Below are 15,090 nucleotides of genomic sequence, written 5' to 3' on the forward strand. Positions count from 1 at the left end.
GAGTGCAACGACGACCTTTCCGGAACAGGTCGGTCGTCGGACTCTCGCGACGCCACTGTGGGTCGTTCTCGATCAACAGACGGCAGACACGGTCGCTACGGGCTCCGAGTCGACGGCCGAAAAAAGCAGAATCAAAATTCCGTTCGAGACGGATGTCGGCGTGTGAGTATCAGGGAACGTTACGATTATCCGTTGCCGTCGTTGCCGTCATCGTCGCCGTTGTCGTCCAGGTCGTTCTCCCAGTCGACGTTCACGTCGACGCCGGTGACGTCACCGGTCGTGGCGGTCTGGTCGACCTCGGCGATGTTGTTCTGCTCGACGTTCTGGACCTGAGTCGTCTCGGCAGCGGCGAACGCACCGCTCGCGGCTATCGCATCGCCACCGCCGTCGTCAGTCACAGCTCCGCCAGCGGAACCACCCTTCTGGTGACCGGACTGACCCGCGGCGGCGGCACCGGAGCCACCCCCGTCGCTCGCGGCGAACGCGTCGCCGGACTGGGCGACTGCGAGGGTGTTAGCCTCTTGCACGTTGGTATTGTCCTGGTTTACGGTGGCCGTGGTGGTGGCGTCACCGGACGACAGGTTCTGATCGCCGACGCTGATGTCGATATTGATTCCGTCGTCGTCGTCGACGTTCTGTGCCGCAGCCGTTCCGGCGAACCCCATCGCCATCATGCTGCCGATCAACGCTACTGTCAGTGTAATTGTGAGTGCGCGCTTCATATTTAGTGTCTATTAGGCACGCATCACACGGGCGGGCCGTAACGAGATCAGTGGCCCACTCGGAGCCACACCTCGTCGGGGTAGGCACCGCCATCTCCCCTACTCCTGCTGTGACGCGTTGCCCAATCGCCACTCATCACGGAAACCCACTTCAACCCGAAGAACGGTTTCGGGGAGAATTGGGCCATTAGACGGCTCGAGGGGCGGATTTAGTTGATAACCGCGAGATTCCATCCACGACGAATGAACGTCCGTTCTCGGTACGACGGAACTATAGGCCCCGTTTGCTACAGTTACATCGATTTCATACCGGCTGCCGCCCCCGAAATACCGGCTGAACGACCGTCAGTAAGCCCGTCGTATATAGACGACTGACGGTTCGATCGGCGAGAAATTTCACCGGAACGGAACACCGGCGGCGGCTGCCGAACCAGGTCGGCCGACCGTTCCGAAGCCCTGTAATTCTCCCATGAGGCGGATTCTAACTGGGGATCTCCTCGAGCCGTATTCACACCTTGTAATTGGAAGCCACCGGTTTCGGCCTGCGTACGCTCGACGTGGAACGAGTAGGCTCCTTCATATCGGAATCAACTGACAGATAACAAAGTCTGTCATCCGGATACGAAGGTTCACGCCGTGGAGATGCAGAAACTAACGACTCTCACGGCTCAAGTCAAACGAATCATGACCAACACGACGACGATACGTTCACAGTGTACGACGGTTCTTATGGCCTGTATAGTCGCCTTAGCGATGGTAGCCGGCGGTGCACCGGCGGTTGCCGCGGGCGAGGACGCCGACACCGGTTCGGAGTCCATCCACGCCCTCGAGGATGGCGAAGAGCTGTACCTAGTGTTCGGTGCTGACCTCGGCGATATGACGCTCGAGGAGTACATCGAAGCGCACGCGTCGGGCACCGCCGCGGCCGACGCGGAGGTCACCCAGTACCAGGACGTCAGCCAGGTCAACATCAACCAGCAGGGGAACGCGACCTCCATCTCGATCGACGGCGGTGAGGCCACCGCCGTCCAGGAGGCCACCCAGCAGAACGACAACGTCCAGTTCGGCGACGCCTCTTCCTCGAGCGTCCAGTCGACGCAGTTCGAGGACGTCGGGACCGTGACGGTCGTCCTCGGGAACGGCGACGGCAAGCACTTCGACGGCTGGGGTGTTGCCGACAAGAAAGGTGACAAACCGGACGTCGACGCCGATCAGGCCGCCGATGCGGAGGTCACCCAGGTCCAGGAAGTCGGCCAGCTCAACTACAACGAGCAGAACGTCGCCTTCGCGATCGCCGAAAACGAGAGCGAGGCCGTCGCCCTGCAGTACTCCGAGCAGGCCAACCAGAACCTGCAACAGGGCGTCGCGAACGCTACCAACGTCTACATGGGCGACGGCGAGTTCAGCGACCAGTCCGCCCAGGCCTCTGTCGAACAGGGCCAGGCGACGGACCAGATGAACGTCAACGAACAGGACGGCGCGGTCGCGATCGCCGTCGGCAACAACAGTACGGCGACCGCGATCCAGTTCACCGAACAGACCAACTTCAACGAGCAGATCGGCGAGGCCGACGCCGCGAACGTCATCGCCGGCATGCCCGGCATGAACGTCGCGACCGCCGGCTTCACCGGCGACAACGGCGTCGTCCAGACCGAAAGCACGCTGAAGGGACTGCACGGTGACAAGGACCCGGACAAGGATCACAAGAAGGGCTCCGACGAGATCCAGACCGCGACCACCGAGGTGACCCAAGAGCAAGGCGTCGAGCAGATGAACGTCAACCTGCAAAACACCGCCTTCGCGTACGCGACCAACAGCAGCAACGCCACCGCGCTGCAGTTGTCCTACCAGCAGAACATCAACGCACAGGTCGGATTCGCCGAGGCGCTGAACGTCTACGCCGGACCCGGTCACGTCAACGACGGCGTCATCGCCTCCGAGACGACCAGCGTGACCCTAGGTGGCAACGACGTCGGCGGCGTCTCCGGAATCGCCTACGACTCCGACGCCAACCAGACCAACGACGTCGAGCAACACGCCACCGCGCAGATCGAGCAAGTTCAGTTCGTGACCCAGGAGAACGTCAACGAGCAGCAGGCCGCAGTCGCCGTCGCCGACAACGGCGGCAGCGCCGACTCCGCGCAGTTGACCATCCAGGAGAACGAGAACGTCCAGTTCGCGTCGGTCGCCGCGACCAACGTCTGGGCCGCTTCGTAACTGAATACCCTCGAGACTGCCTTCGGCTACCGCTTCGACGTCGTATTCGATTTCTCCCGTTTCTTCGGAGCCTCGTGCCGCTAGAGGCGTCTCGCTCCCACTGTGAGACCACAGTAACGCACCTGAGAGTCGTGGTATCCGATCGATCGCTGGCGTCGCTACCGTGCGATCGGATACCGAGATATCGGTCGGTAAACGCGAAGCGACGCGATCGATTCGGCCGGAGTGTGAAATTTATCGCTCGAACGAGGACTGTTTCAGCGAGTTCCAACCGTATTGACGAAACCGTTCAATCCTATTGTCTATTTATCCGGTGAGACGATCACGGACGCAAACGATACCCCTTATCGATACGAGCGGGTATGGCTATCGAGACCGCCGTCGTCCTCGCTGCCGGGGAGGGAACCCGACTCCGCCCGCTGACGCGGAATCGACCCAAGCCGATGCTCCCGGCGGCGACGAAACCCATCCTCGAGCACGTCTTCGATCAACTCCTCGAGGCGGGGATCGAGAGGCTGGTCGTCGTCGTCGGCTACGGCCGGAACCGGGTCCAGTCACACTTCGGGCCGACCTACCGGAACACCCCGATCACGTACGTCACCCAGGAGTCACAGCTCGGGACCGGCCACGCGTTGCTGACGGCGGAGTCCGCCGTCGACGGCTCGTTCCTGGCGATCAACGGGGATCAGATCGCCGACGACTCCATCGTCCGCGACGTCCTCGAGACCCACGGCGACGGGAGTAAAGCGATGCCGAACGACGGTCCCGCCGCGACGCTCGCGCTGTTGCGGCGGCCGGCCGACGGCGAGTACGGGGGCGCACACGTCGACGACGGCCGCGTGACGGAACTCGAGGAGTCGCCCGGCGACGATCGATCGTATCACCTGAACGCGGGAATCTACGCCTGCGAGCCGGCGGTGTTCGACGCTGTACGGGAAGCGACCTCGGAGACGGGAGAACACTCCCTGATCGACGGCCTTTCGCGGCTCGTCTCGTCGGACGACCTCGTCCGCGGGGTCGTCACCGAGGGGACGTGGGTCGACGCGACCTATCCCTGGGACCTGCTCGACGTCTCGTTCGCGCTGTGTGACGCAGGAATGCTCGAGGCCGATCCCCCGGCTGGGGATCGTTCGGCGGCGACGATCCACGATCGGGCCGTGGTCAGGGAGCCTGCGGTCATCGACCGGGACTGCGTGATCGGCCCGGGAGCCGTCGTCGGCCCCTACGTTTGCCTCGGGGAAAACGCGACCGTCGGATCCAACGCCGTCCTCGAGCGGAGCGTCGTCGACGCCGATACGACCGTCGCGGACAACGCGACCGTCGTCGACTGCGTGACCGGGACGGGAGTGACGATCGGTGCCGGATCGACGGTTCCGGGCGGCCCGGGCGACGTCCGTGTCGGCGACCGCGTCTTCGAGGACGAGTCCCTGGGTGCGTTACTCGCCGATCGCGTCACCGACCACGGGGGCGTCGCGTACGTTCCCGGAACGATCGTCGGTCCCGACACCGAACTCCGGACCGGGGCGACCGTCCGCGGAACGGTGCCTGAGAGAACGGAGGTGTGGCCCTGATGTGCGGGATCGTCGGCTACACCGGTGCGCGAGCGGACCGGAGCGTCCGCGAGGTGCTGTTGACGGGCCTGTCGAACCTCGAGTACCGTGGCTACGATTCGGCGGGCGTCGCCATCGCGAACGGCTCGCTGGCAGTTCGCAAGCGAGAAGGCGAGCTTCCGGAACTGAAAGCCGCGATGGAAGGGGGAGCGGAACCGGTTCCCGACGACGGCCTCGCCGGCATCGGACACACCCGCTGGAGCACGCACGGGCCACCCTCGGACGCGAACGCCCACCCCCACACCGACTGCGGGGGTCGCGTCGCCGTGGTCCACAACGGCATCATCGAGAACTACCGCGATCTCCGCGAGTCGCTCGCCGAACGGGGACACGAATTCGAGAGCGACACCGACACCGAAGTGATCCCGCACCTGATCGAGGGGGCGCTCGGCCAGGGCGACGAGTTCGAGGCCGCGTTCCGGCGGGCCGTCGATCGGATCGAGGGAAGCTACGCGGTGGCGGCCGTCCACGCCGACCGGGAGACGGTCCACGCGACGCGCTACCGGTCCCCGCTGGTCCTGGGGCTCGACGACGACGGCTACTTCCTCGCGAGCGACGTCCCGGCCTTCCTCGAGTACACCGACCGCGTCGTCTACCTGGAGGACGGCCAGTTCGCGTCGATCCGTCCTTCCGGGGCCGAGATCACCGACGAACGTGGCTCGCTGGTCGACGTCTCGGTCGAGACCATCGACTGGGAACCCGAGGACGCGGGCAAGAGCGGTTACGACCACTATATGCTCAAGGAGATCCACGACCAGCCCCGCGCGATCCGGCGGTGCCTCCGCGGCCGGTTACGGGAACTCGACGGGGCCGTCGAGATCGACGAACTCGGCGGGCTGGACCGGCCAAAGCGGGTCCACTTCGTCGCCTGTGGCACGTCGTACCACGCGTCGCTGTACGGAGCTCGCCGCTTCCGGGAGCGGGGGATCCCGTCGACGGCCTTCCTAGCGAGCGAATACGACGTCGGCAAGATTCCCATCGAGGAGGGGACGGTCGTCATCGGCGTCACCCAGAGCGGGGAAACGGCAGATACGCTGACCGCGCTCCGGGAGGCAAACAGCGCGGGGGCGACGACGGTCACGGTGAGCAACGTCGTCGGGAGTTCCGCCTCGCGGGAAGCCGACCACGTGCTGTACATCCGGGCCGGCCCGGAGATCAGCGTCGCCGCGACGAAGACCTTCGCTTCCCAGCAGGTGGCGCTGACGCTGCTCGCGAGCGCGATCACGGGAGCGTGCGACAGGGACACCCTCGAGGCGTTGCGATCGCTCCCCGACCACGTCCAGTCCGTGCTCGATCAGTCGCGTGCACGCGAGATCGCCGCCGAGTACGCGGACGCGGAGATGGACGCCTACTTCTTCATCGGCCGGGGCTACGCCGCGCCGGTCGCCCTCGAGGGGGCGCTCAAACTCAAAGAGATCTCCTACGCCCACGCCGAGGGGTTCCCGGCGGGCGAGTTGAAACACGGTCCGCTCGCGCTGGTGACCGAACGCACGCCGGTGTTCGCCGTCGTGACGGGCGACTCGCGCGCGGAGACGATGCGCGGGAACATCAACGAAGTCGCGTCGCGGGGTGCCCCCGTCGTCGCGGTGACGGACTCGCCGGAACCGCTCGCGGCCGACGTCGATCACGTGGTACCGATCCCGGAGACCGACCCGCGGCTCGCGCCGATCCTGGCGAACGTCCAGCTACAGCTCGTGGCCTACTGGATCGCCAGGGAACTCGGACGGTCGATCGACAAGCCGCGAAACCTCGCGAAGAGCGTCACCGTCCAGTGACGGTCGCCCGGACTCCGGACGCCGAAGCGACGTGACTCTCGAATCGCCGCCGCAAAAAGTGAAACGGCGACTCGAGGGGCGAACACACGGTGGAGCGTCAGAAGAGGTCGGTGACGCCGAGCGCGTCTTCGACGACGTTGTCGACGTCGACACCGACCCCGAGGTCGTCGACGTCAGCCACGTCGTCACCGGTCCCCGTCACCACTACTGCAGTCTCCTCCTCGAGTGAGACGTCCGTTTCGTCGATTTCCTGCGAGCTATCTTCGACGATCGACTGTTCTTCGACCGCCTCGCCGGTCTCTTCCTGGCCGGGTTCCGATACTGTCACGTTCTCCGTCTGTGCCGCGACACCACCGGCTCCGACGGCCATCGCGAGGAGACTCATCGCGATCGCGAGGACCGCCAGCCGCCGACAGCGGGTCAGTTGATTCGTCCCAGTCATGGTACTTCCCCTCCGCGGGGCAGCGGGAGGTCGACCGATTCGATCAAAAACGACTGGAATCGTTCGGTTCGAAAACACGCTATTGACGCCCCTGTAAGTCCGAATTTGTCCCGAAACGGTGTGAGAACGGAACGGTCACCGTGGATCGAAGCAGCCACCGGGCTCTCCGATATACACCGGTATTGCTATGACAGTCGTGATGCGGTGACCACCGTTCGACTCCCGCAACGGACGAACGATAATGCGGAGGTCCGGCAAAGGTACGGGTTGCAGTCGACGGCAAAACCGGGGGTAGGAATCGCTTACTTAATGCGACGCTTCTCGTAGACCGTTATCACACGATTCAGTATCGCATTGTATTATGTGCTTTCGAGCTGTAATCAGAGCCATGCAGGATCGCGACACTGCGAGCGGGGGGACTCCGCGATCGTCGGCCACCGCAGCCCACCGCTACGGGCGACGCCCTGATATACCGACAGCGGTACCCAGCCTCCGGCGACGCGCGAGCACGAAAGCGGGAAACGAAATCGCCGAACGGAGACCGAGGGGGTTTCGCGAGCGACGGACTCGAGCGGTGCGTTACCGGCAGTCGTCGAGACCGCAAACACGGGGCCGGAGGCGAGGTGAGAGGTCGTGGAACTGATCGACGAGGAGGGCAACCTCTTGGGCGTCGTCAACGTCATCGACGCGCTCGTTGTCCTCCTGTTGCTGGCCGTCGTCGTCGCGGGGGTCGCACTCGTTACCGGCGGACAGGACCGGACTAGAGACGTCGATTCGGCGGAAACCGGCTACGCGACGCTCGAACTCGGCCAGCAGCCCGGGTACGTAATCGACAATCTCGAGTCCGGTGACGTCGGAACGCTCGGCGAGACCGGCCAACCGGTGACGGTGACCGACGTCTACGTCACTCCGCTGGCGACCGCCGAGGACGAGAACGCCACGACGACCGAGAACGGCACGAACACGGATGCCGACAGTACCGACGACGCCGTCGAGCCGATCGCCTCCGACAACGCCGTCGAGCCCCACGTCACGGTCCGCACCGAGTTCGAAACCGTACAGACCGGCGACGACGGCCCGGAGGAGTTCCGGGCTGGCGACGAGACGCTGTTGCTCGGGACCGAACAGCGTCTCGATATGGGAACCTACCGAACGAACGGGACGGTCACCGACCTCTCGCTCGAGGGCCAGTCGCTCGAGATCGACGAAACGACGACCACCGTCGATCTCGAGATGCGCAACGTCAGTCCGAGCGTCGCCGACGCCCTCGAGGCGGGAATGACCGAAACCGTTCGCGGGACGACCCACGCCAGGATCGTCGCCGTGGAGGAAGAGCCTGCCGCCGTCGTGCTCGAGAGCGACGACGGAAACATCTACGAGCGCGACCACCCGCGGAACGTGGACGTGACGCTGACGGTGGAGCTACGGACCCAGGAGGCAGGGACGACGGAACGGTTCCGCGGGGAGCCGGTCCGGATCGGCTCGACCGTGGTGCTGGACTTCGAGACGCTCGTCGTCGAGGGTGAGGTCACCGCGATAGCGTAGACGGCGATCCGCTCTCCGAGACTCGGTGGCGCTCGAGGGACGGCCTCTTGGAACAGGTATGTTGAATCGCGAGCCGATTCTCACGAGCCGGGAAACCGCCCGTCATACATGGGGTTCAGAAACCAACAGCAGGGTGAGAACGTACCACACATCGGGGTCACGACACCCTGGGTTTCAGTGAACATGTCCAACGTGAGCGTCAACTCGGTCGAAACGGACCGGTCGAAGAGCACCGAGCAAAGCAGGGCGCAGTCGGAACGCACAGTCTGCCCCGAGTGCTCGGGACGGCTCCGCCACGACGTCAGCCACGGCGAACACGTCTGTGTCGAGTGCGGGCTCGTGGTCGACGCAGACGAGATCGATCACGGACCGGAGTGGCGCTCCTTCGACGACGAGGGCGACGCCCGGACCCGGGTCGGCGCACCGATCACCGAGCGGAGACACGACAAGGGACTGAGCACGACGATCGGCTGGGAGGACAGGGACGCCTACGGGAACGACCTCTCCGCGAGCAAGCGGACGCGACTGCGTCGGCTCCGGACCTGGAACGAGCGGTTCACCTCGAAAGACGCTCGCGAGCGGAACCTGAAACACGCCTTCGGCGAACTCGAGCGGATGGCGTCGGCGCTTGGCCTCCCCGACCCGTGTCGCGAGACCGCCGCGGTGATCTACCGGCGGGCCGTCGAGGAGGACCTGCTCCCTGGTCGCTCGATCGAGGCGATGGCGACCGCCAGCCTCTACGCCGCCGCGCGCCAGCACGGAACCCCGCGAACGTTCGTCGCCTTCGACTCGGTGAGCCGCGTCGACGACCAACCCGTGAAACGCGCGTACCGGTACCTCTCGGGCGAACTCGACCTCGAGATCGCCCCGCCGGATCCCGAACAGTACCTCCGGCCGTTCGCGTCCGACCTCGGGGTGACCGACGAGACCGAACGCCTCGCCCGGGAGATCCTCGAGGCGGCGAAAGCCGCCGAACTCCACATCGGCAAGAGCCCGGCCGGGATCGCGGCGGCGGCCATCTACGCGGCCGGTCGCCTGACGAACGACCGCGTCACCCAGGAGACGATCGACGAGACGACCGGCGTCAGCAAGTTCACGATCCGAAACCGGTACCAGGAGTTGCTCGAGGCCTACGGGATCTACGAGGAAACGGAACACAATCGCTGACGACGAGTCCGGATCAGATCGGATCGGTTCTCGGCCGCCGCGTCGACCGGATCCGGTCCCGACGATCAGTAGCCGAGTTCGAGCAGCCAGTTCGCCACGAGACTGAGAACGGTGATCGCGAACAGGCCGGCCAGCAGGAGAAACGCCGTCCCCCAGCCGAACAGGTCCGCGAGCAGTCCGACGCCGACCGAGCCGGCCGAGCCGACGACGGTGTAGACCGTCCGGACGAGGCCGAACCCGGCCCCTTGCTCCCGGTCGCCGAACTGGTCGAGGAACCGGGGATCGATCGCCGAGAAGAAACTCGAGCCGGTGCCGGCAAAGAGGATGGCGACGGCGACCGCCGTCAGTCCGTCGGCGACGACCAGCGCGAGGAGGCCGACAGCGCCGGCGAACATGGAGCCGCCGATGGCGAGGTCCCGGCCGTACCGGTCCGAGAACTCGCCGATGGCGAACTGGCTCCCGGTCCGGACGACGAAAAACCCCGAGAAGGCGGTGCCGGCGAGCGTCGCCGAGTACCGGTGGTACTCGACGAGGAAGGTCGGGAGGAACGTGAGCAGTCCCTGGACGATGAACGTCCCGATCATCGCGATGGCGAGCGTAAACGCGATCGGCGGCCGGGAGACGAGTTCGACCAGCGCGGATCGTTCGAACCGTTCGCGCATGGGCTGGTCGGGGCGTCGGGGTTCGGTCGGCCGGATCCGCCAGGCGACCAGGATGAAAATCGGGAGGCCGACGAGGAGCGCGACGGCGACCGCGGGACGCCAGCCGTACCGGACGCCGACCCAGGAGGCGGCGACGGGTGCGACCAGGCCGGCTAACGGGCCACCCAGCGAGTGGATGCCCACGGCACGACCGAGTTCCTCGTACGTGCGCGAGAGGAGCGTCGTGGCGACCGCGTAGTGGAGACCGGCGACCGCCCCGAGGACGACGGCGATGGCGACGAAGGCGGCAAATGCCGGCGCGAACGCGAGCAGGAGGCTCGCGAGCGAGGTTCCGCCGACGGCGACGAGGATGACCGGCTTCTCGCCGTACCGGTCGCCGAGGACGCCGCTCGGGAACTGGGAGACGCCGTAGGCGAGCCACATCCCCGAGAGGGCAAGCCCGATCTGGGTGTTCGTCACGTCGAAGTCGGCGGCGATAAAGGGAATGACCGGGCTGATCCCCATCCGGGCGAAGTAGGTGACGAAAAACGCGAGCGTACAGAGTGCGAGCACCGTGGTCCGATACTGCCAGCGCATTCGGTGTCTCCGGCGATTTCGGCGACTGGGGGTTAAGTGTAGCGACTGCAGGGTCGGAGTTCCGGCCGGACGGATGGACGGACGGGCGGTCACCCGGTACTCCGGTCCGCCAGCACCAGCCCGCAGAAGAACGCGGAGGAACTGCGACGCCTGCCCGAAAAGGGATCCCCCGCCCCTGCCATTGGATATTAATATCCGACACAATTACCTCTCAAAATTGAGTATAACTAAGTAGGAGTTGTTCGAAGTACGACTGCGCCGCAAGGCGCGACCCGGCGGGGAAACATCCCCACCACCCCTATCGAGCCTCCCCGCCGGGGCTTCCTCTCGGAAGCGATCGGTTGTTTCTCCCGGTGATACAAAACGGCGTCGGCTACGGGCGCGCGGACCATCGAACATGTGTGGTCGGTGTCCCCGTGTTTCGGGGTCTTTCTCACGACATGGACGTACGCCGTATCGGAATCACGAGACTCGTTAGAGGTGACCCGCTCGAGACCGGGACCTCGGGTCCGAGCCGTCTCGCAGCGGGTGATCGGCCACGAACCTCCCCGCCGCTACCGTGAGGCAACGAGTGGCCCGACCGGGGATACGGAAGATCGCTCTCGACACCGCCGGATTCCGCCGATCGTTACGCGTCGTGTTTCTCCTGTTCCTGTTCGCGGAGTTCGATACGGCGGATCTTCCCGCTCGAGGTCTTGGGGAGTTCGTCGACGAACTCGATCCGGCGGGGGTACTTGTACGGCGCCGTCTCCTCTTTCATGAATTCCTGCAGTTCGTCCTTGAGGTCCTCACCGGGCTCGTATCCCTCGGCGAGGATCACGTAGGCCTTGACGACGCTTCCGCGTTCGTCGTGGGGGCTGTCGACCGCGGCGGCCTCGGCGACGGCATCGTGACTGACGAGTGCGTCCTCGACCTCGAAGGGACCGATCCGGTAGCCCGACGAGATGATGATGTCGTCGGCCCGGCCCTCGAAGAAGAAGTAGCCGTCCTCGTCCTTCGAGGCCAGGTCGCCGGTCCGGTAGTACTCGCCCGAGAGCTTCCGTTCGTCGAGGTGGGGTTTCTCGTAGTAGCCGTCGAAGATCGCCGGCGAGTCGATCGGGACCGCGATCTCGCCGATCTCGCCCGGTTCGACCTCCTCCTCTTCGTCGACGTCGAGGATCGTCGCGCCGACGCCCGGCGTCGGCTTGCCCATACTGCCGGGCTTGACGTCGATCCCCGGATAGTTCGTCACCAGTGCGACCGTCTCGGTCTGGCCGTAGCCGTCCCGCGGGGTCACGCCCCAGGCCTCCTCGATGCGCTCGATGGGTTCGCGGTTCAGCGGTTCACCCGCCGAGAGCGCGTCGTTCAACTGGACGTCGTAGTCCTCGAGGTCGGCGTTGGCGAACATCCGGTACTGGGTCGGGACGGCACAGAGCTTGGTGACCCCCTCGGTCTCGAGGATCTCGAGGAACGTTTCGGGGTCGAACTCCCCGTCGTAGATCAGCTGGGTCGCGCCGGTCGTCAGCCCGACGCCGACGGGGCTCCAGAACCACTTCGCCCACCCCGTTCCCGTGGTGGCCCACAGGAGTTCGTCCTCGAGGTCGGTGTCCTCGTCGACCCCCCACCAGTACGGCGCGTTGACCGCGTTGAAGCAGTACATCCAGCGGTGCTTGTGGAGGACGGGTTTGGGCTTGCCGGTCGTCCCGCTGGTGTAGTTGATCGACATCGGATCCTCGGCCTCTAAGTCCGGGCCGTCGTACTCCGTCGGCTGGCCGTCGACGACCGACTCGAACGTCGTCCACCCGTCGCCGTCGGGGTCATCTTCGTCGCCCTCGAGGACGATCACGCGCTCCAGCGGCGTCTCCTCGAGCACCGGTTCGACCATGTCGGTGAGCGACTCGTGGACGACGACCGTCGAGGCCTCGCAGTCGTTCGCCCGGAACTGGATGTCTTTCGCCCGGAGCATCGCCGAACACGGGACGAGGAGCGCGCCGACCGCGAGCGCGCCCAGCTGGATCGCGAACGCGTCGGGGTGGCGCGGGAACAGGTGCATCACCCGGTCGCCCTCACCGACGCCGAGGTCCTCGAGGCCGTTTGCAAAGCGGTACATGTCGTCGCGAATGTCGGCGTAGGTCCGTTCGGTCCGCGTACCGTCCTCCGAGCGGAATTTGACCGCGACTCGGTCGCCGATCTCCCCGGCGTACTCCTCGACCACAGAGGGGATCGCATAGGTGTCCGGAATATCCCACTCGAACTCCGATCCCGTGGCTGTGTGATTTTCACCCATATGTAGCCGCTATTACTATTTGGATGATAATTGTTGTGTGAGTGGGGTTCGCATGGAGATCCGGTGGCGAGTACATCGGCCACGGGTCGGCTCTCAACCGGATCGGACGGTGCTGAAATGCGAGCCGATCGTCGTCCACGGAGAACGGACGGTGACGGCACTCGAGTGTGGTTGCGGTGGTCGAAGAACGAAATCAGCAGACACTCCGTCGGCTGGGTCGCAGTCTCCGGAATTGCTCCGTTTTCGCACCCGCCAGTACGACCTGCTCGCTGCTCACTTCTCGAGCGTCTCGTACACCCGTTTCCGGACCGAGACGTCTTCTTCGGCGAGATTCCGAAGGAGCGTCCGCACTTCGTCTGGCGTGGCGGACTCGAGTACTGCCTCAAGCGATCGGTCCGCGCCGATATCTTCGACGTCGCCGCTGGCAAGCACGGCTGCGACGATATGCTTGCACGGAACCGTATCGTCGGGACAGCTGCACTCTCCCTCGACGTAGCTCCCGTTCGAGAGCGTCACCTGGACTTCGTACGGCTGGCTTCCCTGTACGGTCGCCCGGAGCCGCTCGTCGACCCGGACGGCGTCGGTGACGGCCCCGCGTTCGTAGTAGCGTTCGCCGCGCTCGTACCGTCCGGGGTCGGTCACCGACCGGAGGGTGTCCGTGTCGACTGCCGACGACGCCTTTCGGGTGCGGAGGCGCGGGAACTCCTCGACGACCGGGTCGTCACCCGGTATCGACGGCACGGCCCCTCGCCGGTGCACGTAGCCCTGCTGTGGCCACCCCAGCGGGAACCAGTACGACGGGTCGCTGACGACGTCCCAGCAGGCGTCGATCACGTCGACGCGGTCCGCCGGAAGAACGTTTTCGAGGGTGACGGTCCGTGGCGTCGTCCCTATCTCGAGCGTGACCTCGGCTTGGTGAGTGTCCTCGGTGGCAACGCGGTCGGCGTACTCCGTGCGGACGGACTCGAGTTCGGCGATTCCCTCGGCCGAGAAGCCGTGACCAGTGCGCTCGAGTTCGAAGATTACCTCGGCGTACGTGCGTTTTTCGCGGTACGTGATCACCGGCCGGTTGCTCCCGACGAGTTCGGTCGGTTCGTAGTCCGGGAGATCCGTCTCGAGGACGATCGGCGCGATCGGGTCCGTCGGCGTCTCGGGAAGCCGATCGGTATCCGGCCTTCGGTCGTCGCTCGGCTCGCCAAGCGGCGACTCGAACAGACGGCGACAGACCGGACAGACGGTCGCGCCGAGGCCGTCGTAGGTCGTCCGCTCGTGCGCCCGACACCAGTCACAGGCCCGGCGCGTCTCCCGGTCCGTTCGATCCCAGTCGATATCGCGACGTGTCGTCACGCGTTTGAGATCGGCGATAACTCGGGCCCGTCGTTGCTGCTGGCGCTCGAGTTCGGCGCGACACGATCCGCACAGATCGGCGTCGCCGTCCCGGATAGCCACCGGGAAGACGAGCCGCTGCTGGTCGGAACGGCCTCGCATCGAACCGCTGGTTGGCGGCGAGATCGGGCCGGTCGGAGCGGCAGCGGGCTCGCCGGGTGTGTCGTACGCGACGATATCGATTGCAGTCACGGTGTCGTCGGGCGTGGCGTCGTCGGCGTCGAACTCCCGACCGTATCGGCAGCCGTCGGGGCCGACGAGGTGCCACTTGCCGGAGCCGGAGCCGGAGCGAGCGAACGTGGGCACGGTAGTCGGGAGAACGTCAGGACGGTGAAACAGCGTTTCGGTCGACCTCGAGAACCGGACGAACACGACCTCTCACTCGAGCGCTATTGCAGACGCCGGTCTGTGCTATCGGTCTCTCTGGCGGCCAGCCCGCTCTGTGGCAGCGATGACGTCACGCATCTGGGTCACCTGATCGTCGTCGAAGACGTCCCGGAGATCGTGGAGACCGGCTATCAGTGAGCCGGTCTACCGCGTCGCTGAACGACTCGTCGTCACGCTTGTGAGCTCTGATGTGATCGTAGACCTCGTCCTCGAGGCGAATCCAATGGACCATGCTCGTTGGGAGTGCTATCTTTGAACAGCGAGAGAATCCCACCGTTTACGGTGGGCGTGAATCGCGTCGCTGAACGACACAATCCACTGTCGGTGGCAGGCTG

10 protein-coding genes and 1 pseudogene are annotated in these 15,090 nt (G+C 65.3%); 5 read left to right on the forward strand and 6 right to left on the reverse strand.

The window, feature by feature from the left end:
- Positions 1 to 185: 185 nt before the first annotated feature.
- Positions 186 to 722 carry a hypothetical protein gene (locus BM113_RS18410; protein ID WP_245758102.1) on the reverse strand — a complete coding sequence of 179 codons (537 nt, stop codon included), beginning with the start codon at positions 720 to 722 and terminating at the stop codon, positions 186 to 188.
- A 753-nt stretch (positions 723 to 1,475) separates the two neighbouring features.
- Between BM113_RS18410 and BM113_RS18415 the strand changes: the two genes are divergently transcribed.
- From BM113_RS18415 to glmS, 3 genes are all read left to right on the forward strand, one after another.
- On the forward strand, positions 1,476 to 2,939 hold the full coding sequence (locus BM113_RS18415; protein WP_089789486.1) for a hypothetical protein: 1,464 nt from the start codon (positions 1,476 to 1,478) through the stop codon (positions 2,937 to 2,939).
- A gap of 362 nt (positions 2,940 to 3,301) precedes the next feature.
- On the forward strand, positions 3,302 to 4,510 hold the full coding sequence (locus tag BM113_RS18420) for a sugar phosphate nucleotidyltransferase (protein ID WP_089789487.1): 1,209 nt from the start codon (positions 3,302 to 3,304) through the stop codon (positions 4,508 to 4,510).
- Entirely contained in the window at positions 4,510 to 6,324 is a 1,815-nt protein-coding gene (gene glmS, locus BM113_RS18425) for a glutamine--fructose-6-phosphate transaminase (isomerizing) (RefSeq protein ID WP_089789488.1), read from the forward strand. The genes BM113_RS18420 and glmS overlap by 1 nt, the downstream gene beginning before the upstream one ends.
- A gap of 97 nt (positions 6,325 to 6,421) precedes the next feature.
- On the opposite strand, the gene BM113_RS18430 is transcribed toward glmS, so the two are convergent.
- Complete coding sequence (locus BM113_RS18430) at positions 6,422 to 6,766, reverse strand: hypothetical protein (protein WP_089789489.1); 345 nt, start codon at positions 6,764 to 6,766, stop codon at positions 6,422 to 6,424.
- Between the two features lie 633 nt (positions 6,767 to 7,399).
- Here BM113_RS18430 and BM113_RS18435 point away from each other — a divergent pair.
- Together BM113_RS18435 and BM113_RS18440 are read left to right on the forward strand one after the other, a co-directional pair.
- The gene (locus BM113_RS18435; protein WP_089789490.1) at positions 7,400 to 8,311 is read left to right on the forward strand and encodes a DUF4330 family protein; all 912 of its coding nucleotides are present in this window, start codon (positions 7,400 to 7,402) and stop codon (positions 8,309 to 8,311) included.
- Between the two features lie 183 nt (positions 8,312 to 8,494).
- On the forward strand, positions 8,495 to 9,478 hold the full coding sequence (locus BM113_RS18440; protein ID WP_089789491.1) for a transcription initiation factor IIB: 984 nt from the start codon (positions 8,495 to 8,497) through the stop codon (positions 9,476 to 9,478).
- A gap of 65 nt (positions 9,479 to 9,543) precedes the next feature.
- On the opposite strand, the gene BM113_RS18445 is transcribed toward BM113_RS18440, so the two are convergent.
- The 4 genes and pseudogenes from BM113_RS18445 to BM113_RS23050 all read right to left on the reverse strand — a co-directional run bounded on the left by BM113_RS18445 (position 9,544) and on the right by BM113_RS23050 (position 14,987).
- Positions 9,544 to 10,716, reverse strand: coding sequence for an MFS transporter (locus tag BM113_RS18445; protein ID WP_007142008.1), 1,173 nt, complete (start codon positions 10,714 to 10,716; stop codon positions 9,544 to 9,546).
- A gap of 628 nt (positions 10,717 to 11,344) precedes the next feature.
- Entirely contained in the window at positions 11,345 to 12,982 is a 1,638-nt protein-coding gene (locus tag BM113_RS18450; protein ID WP_089789492.1) for an acetate--CoA ligase, read from the reverse strand.
- A 273-nt stretch (positions 12,983 to 13,255) separates the two neighbouring features.
- Positions 13,256 to 14,674 (reverse strand): SWIM zinc finger family protein, encoded by a 1,419-nt coding sequence (locus tag BM113_RS18455; protein ID WP_089789519.1) that lies wholly within the window; start codon positions 14,672 to 14,674, stop codon positions 13,256 to 13,258.
- A gap of 105 nt (positions 14,675 to 14,779) precedes the next feature.
- A pseudogene (locus BM113_RS23050) lies at positions 14,780 to 14,987 on the reverse strand (antitoxin VapB family protein).
- Between the last annotated feature and the right edge of the window lie 103 nt (positions 14,988 to 15,090).

The organism is Natronobacterium haloterrestre, assembly GCF_900112205.1.
Taxonomy (GTDB): Archaea; Halobacteriota; Halobacteria; order Halobacteriales; family Natrialbaceae; genus Natronobacterium; species Natronobacterium haloterrestre.

What these genes read in the sequence shown, in the direction of transcription:
- BM113_RS18410 (WP_245758102.1), bottom strand. Translation starts at nt 722, where the DNA reads ATGAAGCGCGCACTCACAATTACACTGACAGTAGCGTTGATCGGCAGC.
- BM113_RS18415 (WP_089789486.1), top strand. Translation starts at nt 1,476, where the DNA reads ATGGTAGCCGGCGGTGCACCGGCGGTTGCCGCGGGCGAGGACGCCGAC.
- BM113_RS18420 (WP_089789487.1), top strand. Translation starts at nt 3,302, where the DNA reads ATGGCTATCGAGACCGCCGTCGTCCTCGCTGCCGGGGAGGGAACCCGA.
- glmS (WP_089789488.1), top strand. Translation starts at nt 4,510, where the DNA reads ATGTGCGGGATCGTCGGCTACACCGGTGCGCGAGCGGACCGGAGCGTC.
- BM113_RS18430 (WP_089789489.1), bottom strand. Translation starts at nt 6,766, where the DNA reads ATGACTGGGACGAATCAACTGACCCGCTGTCGGCGGCTGGCGGTCCTC.
- BM113_RS18440 (WP_089789491.1), top strand. Translation starts at nt 8,495, where the DNA reads ATGTCCAACGTGAGCGTCAACTCGGTCGAAACGGACCGGTCGAAGAGC.
- BM113_RS18445 (WP_007142008.1), bottom strand. Translation starts at nt 10,716, where the DNA reads ATGCGCTGGCAGTATCGGACCACGGTGCTCGCACTCTGTACGCTCGCG.
- BM113_RS18450 (WP_089789492.1), bottom strand. Translation starts at nt 12,982, where the DNA reads ATGGGTGAAAATCACACAGCCACGGGATCGGAGTTCGAGTGGGATATT.